The following is a 21,921-nucleotide window of genomic DNA, read 5'->3' on the forward strand; positions in this document are numbered from 1 at the left end:
ACCTCTATAAGTGCTGAGAAAGACGTTTTTCTAAACCTTGTTGGAAAATCGCTAATACAAAACAAACAATCCAATAAATTAATGCGGCTTCACTATAAACCAAAATAAATTCATAAGATGACGCAGCCACATTCTGAGCAATTCGGAATAATTCTGTTACCAATACTAAAGAAGCCAAAGATGAATCTTTAATGGTACTAATAAAAGTATTAGCTAATGGTGGCACAGATACTCTCATTGCTTGCGGCATAATAGTACGAATAAAGGCTTGAGGATAATTCATCCCAATGGCATAAGACGCTTCCCATTGTCCTTTCGGAATAGATAAAATCGCCGCTCGCACTGTTTCCGAGGCATAAGCCCCAATATTAATCGAAAAAGCAATAATCGCTGTTGGGAAAGGATCTAAGGTAATTCCAACTTCTGGCAACCCATAGAAAATAATAAAAATTTGCACAAGCAATGGCGTGCCACGAATAATAGACACATACACTCGACAAATCCAGTGTAGCAATTTATGCAATAAGGATTGAGCAGGCGTCGTGCGAATAATGGCTACACCAACAGCAATCAATAACCCACAGAAAAATGAAATCACCGAAAGTGGAATTGTGCTCAGAATAGTTGCCTCTAACATAGGCCAAAACGAGCTGATCACTAGATCAGCTCGTTCTTCGGTCATAAAAGGCAAATTTGCGAAGAGGTTATTTAGTAATGTCATCACCAAACCATTTAATTGAAATTTGTTTTAATGTGCCATCTGCGTGTAATTCAGCGATCGCTTTATTTAATTTCTCCACAAGTGCTTCTTCACCTTTTAAGATTGCAAAACCTGATGGAATTTTTTCCTCGCCTTCTGCTGCAATTTTTAACCCAGCTTTAGGCATTTTTTGGAAATAATCTAATACCGCTAATTTATCATTTACTGTTGTGTCAGCTCGTTTTTGGCGGATTAATTCTAATGCTTGCGCTAAGCCATCTACTGTCACCAATTCAGCACCATTTGCTTTTGCTATTTTGGTGAAGTTGCTGGTTAAAGATTGTCCAGACTTTTTACCTTTTAAATCAGCAAAATGCTTTAAGCTTTCATCATCAGCACGCGTCACAATCACTGCATTAGAATAGTTATAAGGCGCAGTATAAATATATTTTTTCAAACGCTCAGGGCTTGGATTGGTTTGATTTGCAATTAAATCAAAACGTTGTGCATTCAATCCCGCATACATTGCGTCCCATTGTGTTTCTTTAAACTCAATTTTTAAATCAAGATGTTTTGCAACTGCTTCAATCACTTCCACATCAAAACCCGTTAATTTACCTGTTTCATCATGGAATGTGAAAGGTGCATAGGTACCTTCTGTACCCACTAATAATGTTTTTGTACTTTCTACACGATCTGCAATTGGTCCTGCATTCGCCTGTGTTGCGACGCCAAATGCTAAACCGGCTAATAATGCTGCTTTAATAAATTTCATTTTTCCCCCAATAACGTAGTGAATATGATTTGATTGTAAAAAATTTTTTGCTAATTTCACAATAACTATAAATTATTTCTCATAACTAACTGGAATAACAGTTATAAAAGTTGCTGCATACTAAAATTGACAACAAATCCACCAATGGTCAGCCATACATAAATCATTGCCCCAAGCACAAGAGGTTTCGCTCCCGCTTGCTTGATAGCACTAATATGTGTCGTTAACCCTAAGGCAGTCATTGCCGAAATTAACAACAGACTATCTAAATCTACAATAAATTTAACCGCACTTTGTGGTAACAAAGAAAATGAATTTAATACCGCGGTTAAAATAAATAAAAATGCAAACCAAGGAATATTGATTTTGCCTTGTGTTGCCTGATTATCCGTCTTAGATAATGCCCAAGATAAAATCAGTAAAAATGGCGCTAGCATCATCACTCTGATCATCTTTGAGATCACTGCAGTATCCGCAACAGCGGGACTAATATTGCCACCAGCGGCATAAACCTGAGCCACTTCATGCACACTTGAACCAATATAAATGCCAAATTGATGTGGTGTCAACCAATCTTGTAAATAGGGATAAGCTATCGGATAGAGAAACATGGAAATGGTGCCAAAAATGACCACCACTGCAACTGCAACAGACACTTGATGAGATTCTGCCTTGGTCACAGGTTCCATCGCCATTACCGCTGCTGCACCACAAATACTACATCCCCCTGCCGTTAGAAAGACAGTTTGTTTATCCATATTGAGATAACGAATGCCTAACCAAATAGCTAGCAAGAATGTGGAAGTCAACATAATGGCATCCGTTGCAATGGCATTCACACCTACACTACTAATATCCTGCAAGGTCAAACGAAAACCATAAAGAATAATACCTAAACGTAATAAGGTGCCTTTGGCAAACAAAACTCCTTGTTGGGTATAAGCCGAGATTTTAGAATAAAAGGTATTACCGATCAAAATACCTAATAAAATAGCGATAGTTAATGAACTCACTTTCATCTGCATAGCAAATTGAGAATGCGCGAGTAAATCTACCACAAAAGTCAGGAAAGCAATCCAGATTAATCCGATATAAAGTGTTTTATTTTTCATTATTTTTTCCTTGTGATAACAAGTGGTTGCTAGCATAAAATATTTCACCACAGAATTAAACTAATTCTTATAAAACTTACTAAAAAAGCACCGCGCTTTTATCGTCCTACGCATAAATAATCCCTGCATTTGATTGCACTTTAATCGCTTTTTAGGCAGAATATTGCCACTGTTTTAAGAGAAGAAAGGAAACTAATAATGACAAAACATTACGATTATTTAGCGATTGGTGGTGGTAGCGGTGGCATTGCGTCCATTAATCGTGCAGCAAGCTATGGCAAGAAATGTGCAATTGTAGAAGCGAAATATTTAGGTGGTACTTGCGTAAACGCAGGCTGTGTACCGAAAAAAGTGATGTGGTATGGCGCACAAATCGCTGAGGCAATTCATAGTTACGCACCAGACTATGGCTTTGATTTAGACGTAAAAAACTTTGACTACGCGAAGCTTGTTGAAAGCCGTCAAGCTTATATCAGCCGTATTCATACCTCTTATGGCAATGTATTAGGCAAAAATAACGTTGATGTACTCAATGGTTTTGCGCGCTTTGTTGATCAACATACCGTAGAAGTCAGCTATGCCGATGGTAAAAAAGAATTAGTGACTGCGGATCATATTTTAATTGCCACTGGTGGTCGTCCAAGCGTGCCTAATGTAAAAGGTGCTGAATATGGGATTACCTCTGACGGTGTATTTGAACTCAGTCAATTACCAAAACGTGCTGCTATTGTTGGTGCAGGCTATATTGCTGTTGAACTTGCAGGAGTGTTCAATAGTTTTGGTGTTGAAACCCATTTATTTGTTCGCCAACATGCGCCACTACGCAGTCAAGATCCATTAGTGGTTGACACCTTGTTAGAAGTTTTTGCTCAAGATGGTATCCAGTTACATACTCAAGCTATTCCACAAGAAGTCGTGAAAAATGCTGATGGTTCTTTAACCTTGAAATTAGCGGATGGCCGCTCTCAAGAAGTGGATTGCGTCATTTGGGCAATTGGTCGTGAGCCAGCCACAGATGTGATTAATTTAGAAGCTGTAGGTGTTGCAACTAATGAACGTGGTTTCATCAAAGTAGATAAATTCCAAAATACCAATGTGGAAGGCATTTATGCTGTTGGTGATATTATTGAAGGTGGAATTGAATTAACGCCTGTTGCTGTTGCTGCGGGTCGTCGTTTATCTGAACGTTTATTTAACAACAAACCGAACGAACATTTGGACTACAACCTTGTACCAACGGTTATTTTTAGCCATCCGCCGATTGGTACTGTTGGTTTAACAGAACCTAAAGCTATTGAGCAATATGGTGCAGAAAATGTGAAAGTCTATAAATCTTCTTTCACCCCAATGTATAGCGCTGTGACTCAACATCGCCAACCTTGTCGTATGAAGTTGGTTTGTGTGGGTAAAGAAGAAAAAATTGTCGGTTTACATGGCATTGGTTTCGGTGTCGATGAAATGATCCAAGGATTTGCGGTAGCAATCAAAATGGGCGCAACAAAAGCTGATTTTGATAATACCGTTGCTATTCACCCAACAGGTTCTGAAGAATTTGTAACTATGCGTTAAGGATATAAAAGTGCGGTGAAATTTACCGCACTTTTTCTACCTATGATTTATTTAATTATTGCACTTGCTATTTGGGCAAGCTCTTTAGTCGCTGGTAAATATGCCTTCACTATGCTTGATCCTGTGCTCACAGTTCAAGCGCGCTTGCTTATTATTTCTGTATGCATTTTTCCACTTTTTTTACGTCATTGGCGCAAAGTGGATAAATCACTGCGTTCGCAACTCTGGTGGCTTGGGTTTATTAACTACCCAGTGATCTTTTTATTACAATTTTTTGGACTGAAATATACTTCCGCCTCAAGCGCCATTACCATTATTGGCTTAGAGCCTATATTAATTGTCTTTATCGGCCATTTCTTTTTCAAAGATAAAGCCGGCTGGTATCATTGGTTATTCGGCATTCTCGCCTTTTCTGGCGTTGCAGTATTAATCGCTGGTGGAAGTGATGAAGGAGAAATCACCTTATTAGGTTGTACGTTGGTCTTGTTAGCTGGCATTAGCTTCTCCGCTTGTTTACGCTGGACACAAGCGATGATTAACCGAATTGGTGCGCAAAGCTATACCGTTATTTCCATTGTACTTGGCACCATCACTTGCTTGCCTTTTACTTTACTACTCACAGAAAACTGGCAAATTAACTGGAATAAAGAAGGCGTGATTTCTCTTCTCTATCTCGCGATATTTTGTAGCTGGATTGCATTTTGGTTATGGAATAAAGGATTGCATTACACAAAAGCCAATATGGCGGGATTATTAACCGCTCTCGAACCAATATTTGGGGTATTTGCAGCCATTATTTTGCTTAATGAGCAAGTCTCAACTCTCTCTTGGTTGGGGATTTGGATTATTGTGGGATCGATGGTTATCTCGAGCGTAATGCCAAGATTTACACAAAAAAGTGAATAACAAAAAGTGCGGTGAAATCACCGCACTTTATTATGGTTTTACTAAGCCTAATGCACCAATTTTCACACCAAGATTGCCCAATGCAACAGGATCTAAATATTCCGCTAAGAACTTAAATAATTCATTTACATCAGAAAAAGTGCGGTCAATTTTCACATCATTTTCAATTTTACGGGTAAATTCATAAACCACATTGTCGTTATCAATATGCGCTTCCAACGTAATATAAATGGTTTCAAAAAAATGGCTTTTCGCGCCTTCCTCACCCGGATCGCTAATTCGCACATTCCATGTATTGTTAAATAGTACTTCTGTTGTTACTGCCATATTTTATTTCCTTTTTAATGTAATCTATTGTTATTAAAGAAAAACCCGATCATAAAACCTCTATTAACAGAAATTTTATGATCGGGCTTTTCAAACCATTTTGCCGCATGCTTCGCTTTACGCTGATAGCTGCCTTTGCCTTTTAACTTTTTCTCAATCCGTTGACGGAATAATCGATCGCTCAATAACGCCTGAATTGCATTATCTCGAATAACCCCTCGATGATGCTGATAAGGGATTGCGCTTTGCATTTTATCTGCATCCGATAAAATGCCTTTTTTGTTTGCCATAATTTCCTCACTTATTTACAAATGGCGATTATTATATGTAATTCCTCAAGATTTTAACTTATAATCAACAAAAATACGATAGATGAGAAAAGGAAAATTTATGATTGAGATGCTAAAAAGTTGGTATATTCGCCGTTTTAGCGATCCACAAGCCATGGGATTAGCTGCTATTTTGCTGTTTGGCTTTATTGCAATTTATTTCTTTAGCGATCTCATTGCACCTCTTCTTGTTGCGGTGGTTTTAGCCTATTTGCTGGAAATTCCCATTAACTTTATTTCCAAAAAACTACGCGTTCCTCGTATTCTTTCAATTATTCTGGTTTTAGGTAGCTTCATTACTCTCGTGCTCGCGTTAACCTTCGGTTTACTACCTAATTTGATTAATCAAACCGTTAATTTATTAAGCGACCTTCCAATTATGTTTAATAAATTACATGAATGGTTAGCTCAACTCCCCGAGTCTTATCCCGAATTAATTGATTATCAAATGGTGGATAGTCTATTTAGTTCAACAAGAGAAAAAATCCTTTCTTTTGGTGAAAGTGCGGTCAAATTTTCATTAACTTCTATCGTGAACTTGGTGTCTATTGGCATTTATGCTTTTTTAGTACCATTGATGATGTTCTTTATGTTGAAAGATAAACGCGTACTGATTATTTCATTTATGCGTTTTTTACCTAAAAACCGTCGTTTAGCGACTACCGTATGGCAAGAAATGCAGCTGCAAATTGCCAATTATATTCGAGGTAAATTACTCGAAATTATTATTGTTACGTTGGTAACCTACATTATTTTCCTCGCCTTTGGCTTAAATTATCCGCTACTACTTTCTGTTGCGGTTGGCATATCCGTTTTAATTCCTTATGTGGGCGCAGTTATTGTGACCATCCCAGTTGCTTTAGTCGCCATTTTCCAATTTGGCGATCACTCCACTTTTTGGTACATCATGGTTGCTTTTGTGATTAGTCAGCTATTGGATGGAAATATTTTGGTTCCTTTCCTGTTCTCAGAAGTGGTTAACTTACATCCTCTCACCATTATTATTTCTGTACTCATTTTTGGAGGATTGTGGGGATTTTGGGGCGTTTTCTTCGCCATTCCACTGGCGACATTGGTGAAAGCCGTCGTGAATGCGTGGCCATCCAATGATGATATTATTATCAATAAGTAAAAAAATGGGCTGAATATTGTTCAGCCCATTTTCTTTATTATCAACCACCTTTATGTTCTAGGTATAATACCGTAGCCGCAACCCGCGAATGAACATTTAACTTCCGCAATAAGTTACGAATATGGACTTTTACTGTTTCTTCAGAAATAAATAATTTCCCCGCAATTTGCTTGTTAGACAAACCGGTGGCAATTAATTGCAATACATCCATTTCACGATCAGTCAATGAATAAATCGGATCTTGTGATGGATGGCGCTCTAACAGTAAATCTTTAATACTATCACTTAAAATAATTTCGCCTTGTGCAATCTGCTTAATTTGCGCTAATAAGGTATCTGGCTCGGTATCTTTCAATAAATAACCATCAGCCCCCGCATCAATTAAGGCAAAAATATCATTCTTGGCATCAGACACCGTTAAAATAACGATACGTGCATCAACACCTTCATTACGTAAAGCTTTCAAGGTATCCAATCCTGAAAGCCCTTTCATATTTAAATCTAAAATAATTAAATCAGGATCTGTCTGTAATGCAAGAGATACACCTTCATTGCCATTACTCGCCTCGCCTACAACTTCTAATCCAGCATCCAATTCAATAAGTTGTTTGATACCACGACGCATTAAAGGATGATCATCAATAATCACGATCTTGGTTTTATCTATCATACGCTGTCCTCGATCTGCCTAATATTAGGCTCTATTATAATCAATCTGATGATTTATGTCATTTGAGAAACACAATTAAAAGGTACGATCTTTCTGCCATCACGCTCATAAGCTAGTTGGTAAAACTGAGGATAATTAAAATCGCTCTGCACTATACCATAAGGATTATTTCCTTCACGATCAGCTTGATTATAAATGCGGTTAATTTCTTTCACTTTTTGTTCTTTATCACCATCACATTGGCGGTAAATTTCAATATGGTTATCTTCATCTAAAATATAGACATTGAAAGTGCCATTGGTGTTATCTTTAAAGAAAAACTGTAAGAAACCCTCGCTAGCAAAAGCATCGATTTCAACTGGATATTTTTGTTTTGTATAGGAGGTCACTTTTTGCTGAAAGTGCGGTGCTTTTTTCTCAAATTCTGCGGTATTCGCTAACTCATCCACATTCGCAATAGCAATATCAGGCATTTCATGCCAACTCATGCCTTTTTCTTCAAAGAAGAATTCCCAGTTGCGCCCTGCAATTCGTAATAAATTCTGTGTTTGAGGCAAGTTCTCTGTTTGGATACTAATGCATTTTTTGACTAAATTTGCCACTAAATCACGCAAAGCTGATTGGTAATGTTCACTATAACAAAATATTTCTAATGAACGAGGTGACACAGAACCGCGGTGAATCTTTTTAGAAAGCACTTTTAAAGCTAATAAAATGGCATTCGGGCCTTCAAAATGTAAGGTTCTGATTTCATTCCATAAATTACGGTAAACCAAATCAATACTGCCTACTAAGCTTTCTTCATTAGGACCAAAGCTAAATAAGTCCCCTTTCTGAATGTGATTTTTCGGCTTGATAATTTCACGAGTTGGATCGGTGACCAAGTTGACTAATATCGCTAAATGACGAATTTCACAAGGATGATGTAAATCTTCATTGCTTGCAGGAGGCACATGAACAGGAAAAAATTCTCCTAAATCCGTAATAAAAGAGGTTAATTTCTGCAAGGACACATGCTCACTTGAAATATACACTTTGGTTTGTTGGGTTAGTAAACCATTAAAGTAAGCCCAAGCCACTAATTTATGCAAATTAGGGTTGTATTCGACATAACGCTCCGAAGATAATGCTGATATGCTAGGAGCATGATTCAGCATATACCAACCAGGTTTCATTGCTGTACCTGTTTTGCTCACTTCAATAAATGTCAAATGCGGTTCAGCCAGATTTGTCGAAATCAACGGATTTAATAAAGACACTTTGCCCGGAATTTCTTCAAAAGCACTATATAGTTTGCGAGATAATATACTGATATCTTGTGGCATGATATTGTCATCAAGATTGTGCTGGCGCGCAAAGCCAATAAGCTTGCGATAGCTTTGCATTAATAAGTTGACTAAAATATGATGCGATTTTTTCGCACGTTTAATCTGCCAAAATGGTCGCTGGTTCAACTCATCAACAACATCCGCTTTCCAACCCCATTGTTTTGTTAAATCATCTAATAAATCAAAACGCCAACTCTTCGTCTTGCTGTACCACAAATCTTCAGTGGCTTTAATATAGAAACAGCGTCTTACAAAATCTAAACGTTCGAAATCTTTTAGATAAGTTAAATAAGCTGTTACCCGCTCAAGCATAGCTAAATAAGGATCAAAATGCTGGTCTTCGGTACGATCCGTCAATAAATGCTGTTTAAAATCAGACGAGATTAAATAGGTGTTTGGATATTCCCAAGAATAGGCTTCGAGCAATAAGATTTTGATTAAAGATTTATAAGGCGAATCTATGCCTTTATACAACTGCCACAAACTCGCACCAAAATATTCATTTTCCGAAAACTGACTTAATCCGCCAAAATCAACCCAATCTTGAGGATTAATCACCTTATTTAAAATTAAACGTTCGACTTCCGATTCATATTCTTTTTCATCTTCCACTAACAAATGCAGCCAAAGTAATGGTTTGCCCGCTAAACGTATTGCTGAACGATAGAATTCATCTAGTAACAACATATATTGCGCGGAACCACAATTTTCAGCAGTAAGTACATCAGAATAACGGAAACTACGGAAGCGATCTTGCTCAATCAAAAACAGATTCATATCGACTTCAAATTGCTTCGCCCATTCTTGCAATGCATTCATTTTTTCTTGTAGTTTTTCTCTTTCGTGATAATTAAGATCTTCACGATGACAGACCCAAATATCCAAATCAGAAGCGGAAGTTTGTGAAACAGATGCAATACTCCCCATCACATAGACACCATAAATTGCATCAAAAGTGCGGTGAGAAAATGCATTAATTTCGTGGAAAGAAAGATGAGAAAAAAATTGTTCAAGATATTGCTGTTGGTAATCGGATAAATTGAAGCCACAGATCCCCGTCGGGCTATCTTCTATATAGCCTGGCAAATCTGGGTGGTTTATATGCAATAATAAAGGAATTAATTTAAATACGTATTGAAACTCAGTTGAAGTCCCTGATAATGCTCTGATAATACGGAACTTTTCGAGATCCAATACTTGTTTTTTTGCAAATTCTAAGTCGTATTTCAAAAAGTACGCTCTACTGTTAGCAATAAATTTTGCTTACTCTAACATTTCACTTAAATGAAAGCAAATAACTAAATCAGGCAATAAAAAAGCCCTTTACTCAAGGTAAAGGGCTTCATTCATTTCGGATAAAATTTACTCTTCATCCACCATATTTAACATTTCCGCTAAGCTTGCTGTCGGATCTTCTGCAATAATATTAAATTCTGCTTCAATTTCCGCTTCATCATCCGCAGAGAATTTAACTTCCTCTACTTCTGGAGCTACAAAGCCAGCCTGACGGTTTTTGATACGGTTTTGATGATATGCAAAACCTGTACCAGCAGGGATTAAACGACCAACGATTACGTTCTCTTTTAAGCCACGTAATTCATCACGTTTACCCGCTACCGCTGCTTCAGTTAATACGCGAGTCGTTTCTTGGAACGATGCTGCAGAGATGAATGACTCTGTTGCAAGTGATGCTTTGGTAATACCAAGCAATTCACGTTCAAATTCAACTAACGGTTTGCCTTCTGCTTCACGTTTACGGTTCACAATCTTAATACGTGCAACTTCAACTTGCTCGCCTTCTAAGAACTCTGAATCGTAAGCATTGGTAATCACTGCTTTACGTAACATTTGGCGTACGATAACTTCGATGTGTTTATCGTTAATTTTTACCCCTTGTAAGCGGTAAACTTCTTGTACTTCATTAACGATATATTCAGTTACCGCATGAACTCCACGTAAACGTAAGATATCATGTGGTGTTTCTGCACCATCAGAAATCAAATCACCACGTTCTACCATCTCACCTTCGAATACGTTCAATTGACGCCATTTAGGAATCATTTCTTCGTATGCTTCACCACCATCAGTTGGGGTGATTAATAGACGACGTTTACCTTTGGTTTCTTTACCAAATGATACGATACCTGAAATCTCAGCTAAAATTGCAGGCTCTTTCGGTTTACGTGCTTCAAATAAGTCTGCTACGCGTGGAAGACCACCGGTAATATCTTTCGTACCCACAGATTCTTGCGGAATACGCGCTAAAGGATCACCAATATGAACTTCTGCATTATCATCTAATGTCACAATCGCTTTACCTGGTAAGAAGTATTGCGCTGCAACATCAGTACCTGGGATCAGAATATCATTACCCTGTGCATCAACTAATTTAATTGCAGGACGTAAGTCTTTACCTGCTGTTGCACGTTCACCCACATCCTGAACTAAAATTGAAGATAAACCTGTAAGCTCATCGGTTTGACGGCTGACACTTAAACCATCAATGATATCCACAAATTTAACAAAACCAGCTACTTCAGAAATAACAGGCATTGTATGTGGATCCCAATTTGCTACGGTTTCACCCGCTTCAACTTCAGCACCATCAGCTTTATTTAAAATTGCACCATAAGGTAATTTATAATGCTCTTTGGTACGACCAAATACATCAATTACTGTTAATTCTGTGTTACGTGAAGTTAATACTAATTTACCTTCGTTATTAGTAACGAATTTAGCATTAGCTAAACGCAATGTACCTGTATTACGTACTTGTACACTTGACTCTTTCGCTGCCGCAGACGCCGCACCACCGATATGGAACGTACGCATGGTTAACTGTGTACCTGGTTCACCGATAGATTGTGCTGCAATAACACCTACTGCTTCACCTTGGTTGATCAAGTGACCACGAGCAAGATCGCGACCATAACATTTCGCACAAACACCGAAATCAGTATTACAGGTTACAACTGAGCGAACTTTAATGCTATCAACAGAATTTTCGTCAATTAGATCACACAATTTCTCATCTAATAAAGTATTGCGTGGAATCAATACTTCTTCCGTACCTGGTTTTAAAATATCTTCTGCCGCCACACGACCTAATACAAGCTCGCGTAATGGTACTTTTTCATCACCACCTTCAATTAATGGTGACATTACGATACCTTCATGTGTACCACAGTCTTCTTCTGTAATTACTAAATCCTGTGCTACATCCACTAAACGACGAGTTAAGTAACCTGAGTTCGCTGTTTTTAATGCGGTATCCGCCAAACCTTTACGCGCACCATGGGTTGAAATAAAGTATTGAAGAACGTTCAAGCCTTCGCGGAAGTTTGCTGTAATTGGTGTTTCGATGATTGAGCCATCTGGACGCGCCATCAAACCACGCATACCTGCTAACTGACGAATCTGCGCGGCAGAACCACGCGCACCTGAGTCCGCCATCATAAAGATGCTGTTAAATGAAGCTTGTTTTTCTGGATTTCCTTCGCGGTTGATTACTTCTTCCGTAGAAAGATTCTCCATCATCACTTTTGCAACACGTTCATTCGCAGCTGCCCAAATATCGATTACTTTATTATAGCGTTCACCCGCAGTCACTAAACCTGATTGGAATTGCTCTTGGATCTCTGCAACTTCTTCTTCCGCAGCAGAAATGATTTCATATTTCTTCGCTGGAATTTCCATATCATCAATACCAACAGATGAACCAGAACGAGCCGCATAAGCAAAACCTGTATACATAATTTGGTCAGCGAACATAACGCTTGGTTTCATACCAAGGCGACGATAGCTTTCATTGATTAATTTTGAAATCGCTTTTTTGCCTAAAGTTTGGTTAAACAACTTAAATGGCATACCTTTTGGTGCGATCATCCATAAAATCGCACGACCAATTGTAGTATCCACTAAATTAGTTTTTGGCTCAAATTCGCCTGCTTCATTCTTCACATATTCAGTGATACGCACTTTCACGCGGGAATGTAACTCAGCTTGACCTGTACGATAAGCTTTTTCTGCTTCACGTGGATCTTGCAACAACATGCCTTCGCCTTTACCGTTCACTTTATCACGCGTCATATAGTAAAGACCTAATACAACGTCTTGTGATGGAACGATAATAGGATCACCACTTGCAGGTGATAAAATGTTGTTAGTTGACATCATTAAAGCACGCGCTTCTAGCTGCGCTTCTAATGTCAATGGTACGTGTACCGCCATTTGGTCACCGTCGAAGTCCGCGTTGAACGCCGCACACACAAGTGGATGTAACTGAATTGCTTTACCTTCGATCAAAATTGGTTCAAATGCTTGAATACCTAAACGGTGAAGTGTTGGAGCGCGGTTTAATAAAATCGGATGCTCACGAATCACTTCTGCCAAAATATCCCATACGATTGCATCTTCACGCTCAACCATTTTCTTCGCCGCTTTAATAGTTGAAGCATGACCACGACTTTCTAATTTCGCATAGATAAATGGACGGAATAATTCCAATGCCATTTTTTTCGGTAAACCACATTGATGTAAATGTAAGTATGGACCAACGGTGATTACAGAACGACCTGAATAGTCAACACGTTTACCTAATAGGTTTTGACGGAAACGACCTTGTTTACCTTTGATCATATCCGCAAGTGATTTTAATGGACGACGGTTAGAGCCGGTAATCGCACGACCACGACGACCATTATCTAATAACGCATCCACAGATTCTTGTAACATACGTTTTTCGTTACGCACAATAATATCTGGCGCAATTAAGTCTAAAAGACGTTTTAAACGGTTGTTACGATTAATCACACGACGATATAAATCATTCAAATCTGAAGTCGCAAAACGACCACCATCAAGTGGCACTAATGGACGTAAATCTGGTGGTAATACAGGTAAAACTGTCATTACCATCCATTCTGGTTTATTACCAGACTGAATGAATGCTTCTAATAATTTCAAGCGTTTAGTGATTTTCTTACGTTTCGTTTCAGAATTGGTTTCTTGTAATTCTTCACGTAACACTTCACATTCATGCTCTAAATCCATATTGCGTAAAATGGCTTGGATTGCTTCCGCACCCATTTTTGCATCGAATTCATCTGCCCAACGCTCTTCTGCATCTAAATATTGTTCTTCCGTTAATAGCTGACCTTTTTCTAAATCAGTCATACCCGGCTCAATCACAATATAAGATTCAAAATATAATACACGCTCAATATCACGTAATGGCATATCTAATAATAAGCCGATACGGGATGGAAGTGATTTTAAGAACCAAATATGCGCAACTGGTGAAGCTAATTCAATATGCCCCATACGTTCACGACGCACTTTGGTTTGTGTCACTTCAACGCCACATTTTTCACAGATAACACCGCGGTGTTTTAAACGTTTATATTTACCACATAAACATTCGTAATCTTTTACTGGTCCAAAAATACGCGCACAGAAAAGACCATCACGTTCTGGTTTAAACGTACGGTAGTTGATTGTTTCCGGTTTTTTCACTTCACCAAATGACCATGAACGAATCATGTCTGGTGAGGCTAAACCAATTTTAATCACATCAAAATCTTCAGCAGTTTTTGATTGCGCTTTGAGAAATTTAACTAAATCTTTCACAGATTTGCTCCTGTCGGAGTTAAACTTATTCAAAGTGCGGTTGAAAAAATCTCAATTTTTACACCGCACTTTGCACGGATAAACTTTGTTTTTGAGCCTAACCCAAAAGCGCTAAGCTCAAATTACACATCATAAACAAGCTCAGTGAATTACTCTTCATCCAAGTCAATGTTTAGACCAAGTGAACGAATCTCTTTCATAATTACATTGAAAGATTCTGGTGTACCTGGATCCATTTGTTGGTTGCCACTCACGATGTTTTTATACATCTTCGTACGACCATTCACGTCATCAGATTTCACCGTTAACATTTCTTGTAAGGTATAAGCAGCACCATAAGCTTCAAGTGCCCACACCTCCATCTCACCGAAACGTTGACCACCGAACTGTGCTTTACCACCTAATGGTTGTTGTGTTACTAAGCTGTAAGAACCTGTTGAACGCGCGTGCATTTTATCATCAACTAAGTGGTTCAATTTGAGCATATACATGTAACCTACAGTTACTGGACGCTCAAATTTTTCACCCGTACGACCATCATACAGGGTAATTTGACCAGAAGTTGGCAAACCACCTAATTGAAGTAACTCTTTGATTTCTTTCTCTGCTGCACCATCAAATACAGGGGTTGCAACAGGTAGACCTTTACGCAAGTTCTCTGCCAAACGCATCACTTCTTCATCAGTGAAAGTGCTTAGATCCACAGTTTGTGAGCCATGACCTAAATCGTAGGCTTTTTGGATATAACCACGCAATTTCTCAACATCTTGTTTTTGTTTGATCATTGCATTGATTTGATCACCAATACCGCGTGCCGCTAAACCTAAGTGTGTTTCTAAGATCTGACCAATATTCATACGAGAAGGAACACCCAATGGGTTCAATACGATCTCAACTGGTTGACCATTTTCATCGTATGGCATATCTTCAACTGGGTTAATTTTCGAGATAACCCCTTTGTTACCATGACGACCCGCCATTTTATCACCAGGTTGAATTTGGCGTTTAACAGCAAGATACACTTTAACTACTTTCAATACGCCTGGTGCTAAATCATCCCCTTGGATAATCTTGCCACGTTGAACTTCTAATTTCAGTTCAAAGTCTTTGCGTAATTCTTCGTATTGTTCAGCAAGTTGCTCTAATTGATTTTGTTTAGCTTCATCACTTAATGTTTGTTCTAACCATTGAGTGCGGTCTAATTTATCTAATTCTTTCTCACCGATGCCACCTTCAATTAAGAGGTTGCGTACACGAGAGAATAAACCGGCTTCAAGAATTTCAAGCTCTTCAACAAGATCTTTTTTCGCTTCTTTAAGCTGCATTTCTTCGATTTCAAGTGCACGTTTGTCTTTTTCTACACCATCACGCGTAAAGACTTGAACATCGATAACTGTACCAGAAGTCCCATTAGGTACACGTAAAGAAGAATCTTTCACATCAGACGCTTTTTCACCAAAGATAGCACGAAGTAATTTTTCTTCTGGAGTTAATTGTGTTTCACCTTTAGGTGTCACTTTACCCACAAGAATATCGCCACCTTTGACTTCAGCACCGACATAAACAATACCAGATTCGTCTAATTTACTTAATGCCGCTTCACCTACGTTTGGAATATCTGCAGTAATTTCTTCTGCACCTAATTTGGTATCACGTGCAACACAAGATAATTCTTGGATATGAATTGTAGTGAAACGATCTTGTTGTACAACACGCTCAGACACTAACATTGAGTCTTCGAAGTTATAACCATTCCAAGGCATGAACGCCACGCGAATGTTTTGACCTAATGCTAATTCACCTAAATCTGTTGATGGACCATCTGCTAAGATTTCGCCACGCCCCACTGGTTCACCTAAATTCACACAAGGAATTTGGTTGATACAAGTATTTTGGTTTGAACGGGTATATTTGATTAAATTATAAATATCAATGCCCGCTTCGCCTGGGATAGTTTCATCTTCGTTGACTTTCACAACAATACGTGAAGCATCTACATATTGAATTGTACCACCACGTTTAGCAACAACAGCTACACCGGAGTCAAGTGCGATAGGTTTTTCCATACCTGTACCGACTAACGGTTTATCCGCACGTAATGTTGGTACGGCTTGACGTTGCATGTTCGCGCCCATTAAGGCACGGTTCGCATCATCATGCTCAAGGAACGGAATTAACGCTGCAGCAACAGAAACAACTTGCTGTGTTGAAACGTCCATATAATGAATTTCATCTGGACGATATAAACCAGACTCACCATGCTCACCACGACAGGTTACAAAAGCATCAGTAAAACGGAAATCTTCATCTAAGTTTGAGTTCGCCTGCGCAATCACATATTTGCCTTCTTCAATTGCTGACAAATATTCGATTTCTTCTGTTACTTGACCATTGATTACTTTACGGTATGGTGTTTCTAAGAAACCATAGTCGTTGGTACGAGCATATACAGAAAGCGAGTTAATCAAACCGATATTTGGACCTTCAGGAGTTTCGATTGGACAAACACGACCATAGTGAGTGGTATGTACGTCACGCACTTCGAAGCCTGCTCGTTCACGCGTTAAACCACCTGGACCTAATGCAGAAATACGACGTTTATGTGTCACTTCTGAAAGTGGGTTATTTTGGTCCATAAATTGAGATAATTGAGATGAACCAAAGAATTCTTTCACTGCTGCAGAAATTGGTTTCGCATTGATTAAATCTTGTGGCGTAACATTATCTAAATCGCCTAAAGATAAACGTTCACGAACAGCACGCTCAACACGAACTAAACCAATACGGAATTGGTTCTCAGCCATTTCACCAACAGAACGGATACGACGGTTACCTAAGTGGTCAATATCGTCTACTTCACCACGACCATTACGAATGTCGATAAGTTTTTTCATCACATTCACAATGTCTTCTTTGCTTAATACACCGCTACCCGCTTCTTCTTCAATGCCTAAGGAACGATTGAATTTCATGCGACCAACTGCAGAAAGATCATAACGTTCAGTTGAGAAGAATAAGTTATCAAATAAACCTTCCGCTGCTTCTTTTGTTGGTGGTTCACCTGGACGCATCATACGGTAGATTTCAACTAATGCACTTAAGCGATCATAAGATGGATCTACACGTAATGTTTCAGACATATAAGGACCGAAATCTAAATCGTTAGTGAATAGCGTTTCGATCTTGTTGTAACCTGCTTGTACTAATTTTGCTAATAATTCTAAGGTTAATTCCGTATTCGCAGGACAAACTAACTCGCCAGTTTCCAAATCAACATAATCTTTCGCGACAACTTTACCCACAATATATTCAGTAGGAACAGTAACTAAAGTCACATTATCTTTTTCTAATGCGCGAATATGGCGAGCTGTAATACGACGACCGCGTTCAACATACACTTTACCATTTGCTTCAATATCAAATGTCGCAGTTTCACCACGTAAACGTTCAGGAACAAGTTCCATTAATAGCTTATTGTCCTGAACTTCATAGCTGATTTTCTCAAAGAATAAATCTAAAATTTCTTCTGTTGTATAGCCTAAAGCTCGTAAAATAATGGTTGCTGGTAATTTACGGCGACGGTCAATACGTGCAAATAAATTATCTTTCGGATCAAATTCAAAATCTAACCAAGAACCACGATAAGGAATAATTCTTGCGTTATATAATACTTTACCTGAAGAGTGAGTTTTACCCTTATCACTATCAAAGAACACGCCTGGACTGCGGTGTAATTGGGATACGATAACACGCTCAGTACCATTAATAACGAAAGTACCATTTTCAGTCATTAATGGGATTTCGCCCATATACACATCTTGTTCTTTAATATCTTTAATTGTGCCTGGCGCCGCATCTTTATCGTAGCTAACTAAACGTAAATTTACACGTAATGGCGCAGCATAAGTTGTACCACGAATTTGACATTCACGAACATCAAATACAGGCTCGCCTAATTTATAGCTGACATATTGTAATTCAGTGCTGCCATTATTGCTTACGATAGGGAAAACAGAACGGAACGCAGCTTCCAAGCCTTGTTGACCTTCTGGATCTCTTTGAATGAATTTATCAAAGGAGTCTAATTGAATAGTTAATAAATAAGGTACATTTAAAACTTGCGGACGTTTGCCGAAGTTTTTACGAATACGCTTTTTCTCGGTATAGGAGTAAACCATTGGGGTTCCTCTGTAATTTCTTAGTGTGGCCGTTTACAATGAATAAAAGTGCGGTGAAAAAAATAACACTTTTTTATTGAATCATTGCAATATTTTTGAACCCGTTCACTAGATACCGCACTCTGAACCTTACTTCTGATGAGCGGATTACCATTAAGCTAACAGCTTGATTTAACTTAATTTATCGGTAATTAAACGGTGAATTTTTTTGTGCATATTATTAGGCACAAAATGGCTGACGGAGATCCGCCAGCCACTTTATCCAGAATTCACTGGACCCGAAGAGGGAAAGTATCAATCAAAATTATTTGATTTCTACTTTAGCGCCTGCTTCTTCTAATTCTTTCTTAAGTGCTTCAGCTTCTGCTTTAGAGATGCCTTCTTTTAATGCTGCTGGTGCAGATTCAACTAAGTCTTTAGCTTCTTTTAAGCCTAAACCAGTTGCACCACGTACTGCTTTGATTACAGCAACTTTGTTTGCACCTGCTTCAGCAAGAACTACATCGAATTCAGTTTTTTCTTCTGCCGCTGCTGCTGCACCTGCTGCTGGCGCCGCTGCTGCTACTGCTGCTGCTGAAACACCGAATTTTTCTTCCATCGCTGCGATTAATTCAACGATTTCTGATACTGATTTTGAAGCAATCGCTTCGATTAGTTGTTCGTTAGTTAATGACATAACAATCAATTCCTAAAGTAAATAAGTTTGTAAACGATTTAAGAAAGGCTATAAAAATTAAGCCGCTTCTTGTAATTTGTCGCGTAATGCTGCAAAAGTGCGAACAAGTTTGCCTGCCGCAGCTTCTTTCATTGTACCCATTAAACGTGCAATCGCTTCTTCGTAAGTTGGTAATGTTGCCAAGAAGTTAACATCTTGGATTTTACCTTCAAAGGCTGCACCTTTAAGTTCGAACTCTTTGTTTGCTTTTGCGAACTCGCTGAACAAACGTGCTGCTGCACCTGGGTGTTCATTAGAGAATGCAATAAGAGTTGGACCTGTAAACGCATCTTTCAAGCACTCGAAATCTGTGCCTTCTACTGCGCGACGTAATAATGTATTACGAACAACACGCATTGAAACGCCAGCTTCGCGAGCTGATTTGCGTAATTCAGTCATTTTCTCAACTGTTACACCACGAGAATCCGCGATAACAGCTGAAAGGGCACCTTTGGCTGCTTCATTTACTTCAGCAACAATTGCTTGTTTATCTTGAAGATTTAATGCCATTGGCTTTTAGCTCCTGAATACACTCCGATAACTCGGAATTAAATTACCTAATATAAACAACATATTAGGACGACTTCGGTGTACAGAAGCAGAAAATTCTTTTTCTGTTCACCATCTACGTAGGCAATTAAGAAAACTCAGTTAAATTTAACCGCGTTTTCTCCTACGGTCTTCGACGGGGCTTGATGAGGCAAGCACCATCAGTTTTATGGATATACCATAAATTAAGGCTCGAAATTATAGTAAAGAAAAATCCTCTTGTAAAGTAATATTCAATATTAACTGCAAAAACTTACTTGGTATAACGTAAAATATAATGCGTAGGAATCCCTACTGAATCAGAATCTAGAGGTGGACCATTAAGATAGATATTCAAATATCCCCCCGCATCTACAGCTTCAAGAATAGTTCTTACATCTCCGTCCTTAAACACTAATTCCCTTCCTGGTAATAATTGTGTTCTTAGAGAATTTGTATTAGGCACGAAAAAACCAGCCCTCCCCCTAGCTACTCCATTCTTCCAATTTATATCTGTTAAAAAGAAATTATTATTTGTATTTCCGATAACTAATTGTTCAAACCAAACTTGAGGATTATCAGATCTTGTCACAATAGCCCTATGAACATAATGTAAATCAATAAAAGGTTCAGTTTGTTGAATATGAACTGAACCACAGGCGTTCAAATCTTTCATCAAAGATAATGACTTGTCTAACCTACTCCCCTCAATAATCCCTCGACCCCATAAAAGATTTAGGTATCCTCTAACCTTACTATTTGAATGTAATACTGAGCATTCTAGAGCTATCGAATGTTTCACAGCCTGTACTAATAATTTATTTTTGTAATGTATTTCACTCCATACTGAATACCTATTCAAATCCGTACGATAACTTGAATATCCTTGGATACTCGCAGCACAAACAAGAATACCAAATAGCAATTTGATAAAATGCTCTGCTCTAGCAAAAGAAATAGCTAATATCATTGCTAATACAAACAAGGCTTTTAATCTATCAAATGAAAATTGAGTTGCATGCTGCAACATAATAATATTCTCAAGGAGAGGGATTAGCGCAGCCAAAAACAAAAAAGAGATTTTTTGATAAGCTGATTTTGTTTCATTCTTATTATAAGACAAGAGATTAAATGAGCTATATAAAAAAGCTAGCAATAAAGGCTTTAATTGTAGGTTCTACTCCAACTGCAAAGCTATAATGAGCAATTGTTAAAAAACCAGCCATCAACGTTGTAATTAATAATTTGATTGCCAATTTTCTATTTTCACAATTTAGTGCTTTACCAAACCAAAAGAGCAAGATCAAACCAAGACTAAAAATATACCCTGTCCACTCAGTAAGTGCCCCAATCCCAACAAAAACAATTAAGAGCTTTTCATATATAGAACTCTTTTTATCATCCGAGGCTGTTAAATATAAGAAAAGAAAATACAATCCCAAAATAAAAATAAGTTGATAAAAACTATGAACCCAATATATAACCCCATGGGATTGCAAGACTTCTTTGCTGAAAATAGAGATGATACAACCAATAATCGCTCCGCCTATGGCTTGACTATTTTTATAACCTAATACTATTAGACTACGAAATAGAAGTAAATATAATACGACTGACACAAATGCACCAATCGCAAAATTCAAATAGGCAAGGTTTTTCTCCGTAGGTTCAATAGAGAAAAAAGAAAAGATAGCATACGGTGCAAGAAAACCTGGAGATGTAAAACTAGTATAAATATAATCACCTTTTTCTGTAGGAACAGTCGCTCCCCAAGCTATGTGCTTATCTCTCTCCTTTCCCAAACTGACCGTAGGTAAAAAATAATGGTGATCTGCTGTATTTTTTTGTAAAGCTTGAACAGTCAAGAGGGTATGATAAGTTGCCTCTATATTTGCGGAGCCTACTACATTGTTAAAATCATTTTTTCTTAAAATAAAAGAAAAAATGAGCAAAAGCATTACTATCAATAACCCTATTATTTTTACAAATCTGGTGTTTTTATAATGCAAAAAAGCCCATTATTC

Annotated in this window: 16 protein-coding genes; 3 read left to right on the forward strand and 13 right to left on the reverse strand. The window is 38.1% G+C overall.

Annotation, left to right across the window (positions count from 1 at the left end; genetic code table 11):
• Positions 1-4: 4 nt before the first annotated feature.
• The 3 genes from ACUXZ4_RS00195 to ACUXZ4_RS00205 all read right to left on the reverse strand — a co-directional run bounded on the left by ACUXZ4_RS00195 (position 5) and on the right by ACUXZ4_RS00205 (position 2,587).
• Complete coding sequence (locus tag ACUXZ4_RS00195) at positions 5-721, reverse strand: amino acid ABC transporter permease (protein ID WP_464973077.1); 717 nt, start codon at positions 719-721, stop codon at positions 5-7.
• Complete coding sequence (locus ACUXZ4_RS00200) at positions 705-1,475, reverse strand: amino acid ABC transporter substrate-binding protein (protein ID WP_464973078.1); 771 nt, start codon at positions 1,473-1,475, stop codon at positions 705-707. Before ACUXZ4_RS00200 ends, ACUXZ4_RS00195 begins: the two co-directional genes overlap by 17 nt.
• Before the next feature lie 101 nt (positions 1,476-1,576).
• Entirely contained in the window at positions 1,577-2,587 is a 1,011-nt protein-coding gene (locus ACUXZ4_RS00205; protein WP_464973079.1) for a YeiH family putative sulfate export transporter, read from the reverse strand.
• Between the two features lie 198 nt (positions 2,588-2,785).
• On the opposite strand from ACUXZ4_RS00205, the gene gorA reads away from it, so the two are divergent.
• Positions 2,786-4,156 (forward strand): glutathione-disulfide reductase, encoded by a 1,371-nt coding sequence (gene gorA / locus ACUXZ4_RS00210; protein ID WP_464973080.1) that lies wholly within the window; start codon positions 2,786-2,788, stop codon positions 4,154-4,156.
• A 42-nt stretch (positions 4,157-4,198) separates the two neighbouring features.
• Positions 4,199-5,062 carry a DMT family transporter gene (locus tag ACUXZ4_RS00215; protein WP_464974035.1) on the forward strand — a complete coding sequence of 288 codons (864 nt, stop codon included), beginning with the start codon at positions 4,199-4,201 and terminating at the stop codon, positions 5,060-5,062.
• Positions 5,063-5,092: 30 nt separating this feature from the next.
• Here the strand turns inward: ACUXZ4_RS00215 and ACUXZ4_RS00220 are convergent, their stop codons facing one another.
• Both ACUXZ4_RS00220 and ACUXZ4_RS00225 read right to left on the reverse strand, forming a co-directional pair.
• Positions 5,093-5,389 (reverse strand): DUF5377 family protein, encoded by a 297-nt coding sequence (locus ACUXZ4_RS00220; protein ID WP_464973081.1) that lies wholly within the window; start codon positions 5,387-5,389, stop codon positions 5,093-5,095.
• Between the two features lie 14 nt (positions 5,390-5,403).
• Entirely contained in the window at positions 5,404-5,679 is a 276-nt protein-coding gene (locus tag ACUXZ4_RS00225) for an alternative ribosome-rescue factor A (RefSeq protein WP_464973082.1), read from the reverse strand.
• A gap of 100 nt (positions 5,680-5,779) precedes the next feature.
• On the opposite strand from ACUXZ4_RS00225, the gene ACUXZ4_RS00230 reads away from it, so the two are divergent.
• Entirely contained in the window at positions 5,780-6,850 is a 1,071-nt protein-coding gene (locus ACUXZ4_RS00230; protein ID WP_464973083.1) for an AI-2E family transporter, read from the forward strand.
• Positions 6,851-6,890: 40 nt separating this feature from the next.
• Here the strand turns inward: ACUXZ4_RS00230 and narL are convergent, their stop codons facing one another.
• The 8 genes from narL to ACUXZ4_RS00270 form a co-directional block, all read right to left on the reverse strand.
• Entirely contained in the window at positions 6,891-7,520 is a 630-nt protein-coding gene (gene narL, locus ACUXZ4_RS00235) for a two-component system response regulator NarL (RefSeq protein WP_464973084.1), read from the reverse strand.
• Between the two features lie 53 nt (positions 7,521-7,573).
• The gene (locus ACUXZ4_RS00240) at positions 7,574-10,078 is read right to left on the reverse strand and encodes a class I adenylate cyclase (RefSeq protein WP_464973085.1); all 2,505 of its coding nucleotides are present in this window, start codon (positions 10,076-10,078) and stop codon (positions 7,574-7,576) included.
• Positions 10,079-10,210: 132 nt separating this feature from the next.
• The gene (gene rpoC, locus ACUXZ4_RS00245) at positions 10,211-14,476 is read right to left on the reverse strand and encodes a DNA-directed RNA polymerase subunit beta' (RefSeq protein ID WP_464973086.1); all 4,266 of its coding nucleotides are present in this window, start codon (positions 14,474-14,476) and stop codon (positions 10,211-10,213) included.
• 149 nt (positions 14,477-14,625) lie between these two features.
• A complete protein-coding gene (rpoB, locus tag ACUXZ4_RS00250) occupies positions 14,626-18,654 on the reverse strand; it encodes a DNA-directed RNA polymerase subunit beta (protein ID WP_464973087.1) in 4,029 nt (1,342 codons plus the stop codon).
• A 304-nt stretch (positions 18,655-18,958) separates the two neighbouring features.
• Entirely contained in the window at positions 18,959-19,330 is a 372-nt protein-coding gene (gene rplL, locus ACUXZ4_RS00255) for a 50S ribosomal protein L7/L12 (protein WP_464973088.1), read from the reverse strand.
• Between the two features lie 57 nt (positions 19,331-19,387).
• Positions 19,388-19,879 carry a 50S ribosomal protein L10 gene (gene rplJ, locus ACUXZ4_RS00260; protein ID WP_464973089.1) on the reverse strand — a complete coding sequence of 164 codons (492 nt, stop codon included), beginning with the start codon at positions 19,877-19,879 and terminating at the stop codon, positions 19,388-19,390.
• A 292-nt stretch (positions 19,880-20,171) separates the two neighbouring features.
• The gene (locus tag ACUXZ4_RS00265; protein ID WP_464973090.1) at positions 20,172-20,927 is read right to left on the reverse strand and encodes a hypothetical protein; all 756 of its coding nucleotides are present in this window, start codon (positions 20,925-20,927) and stop codon (positions 20,172-20,174) included.
• A 106-nt stretch (positions 20,928-21,033) separates the two neighbouring features.
• A complete protein-coding gene (locus ACUXZ4_RS00270; protein ID WP_464973091.1) occupies positions 21,034-21,906 on the reverse strand; it encodes a hypothetical protein in 873 nt (290 codons plus the stop codon).
• Positions 21,907-21,921 lie beyond the last annotated feature (15 nt).

It is taken from the genome of Reella acinonychis, from assembly GCF_052828705.1.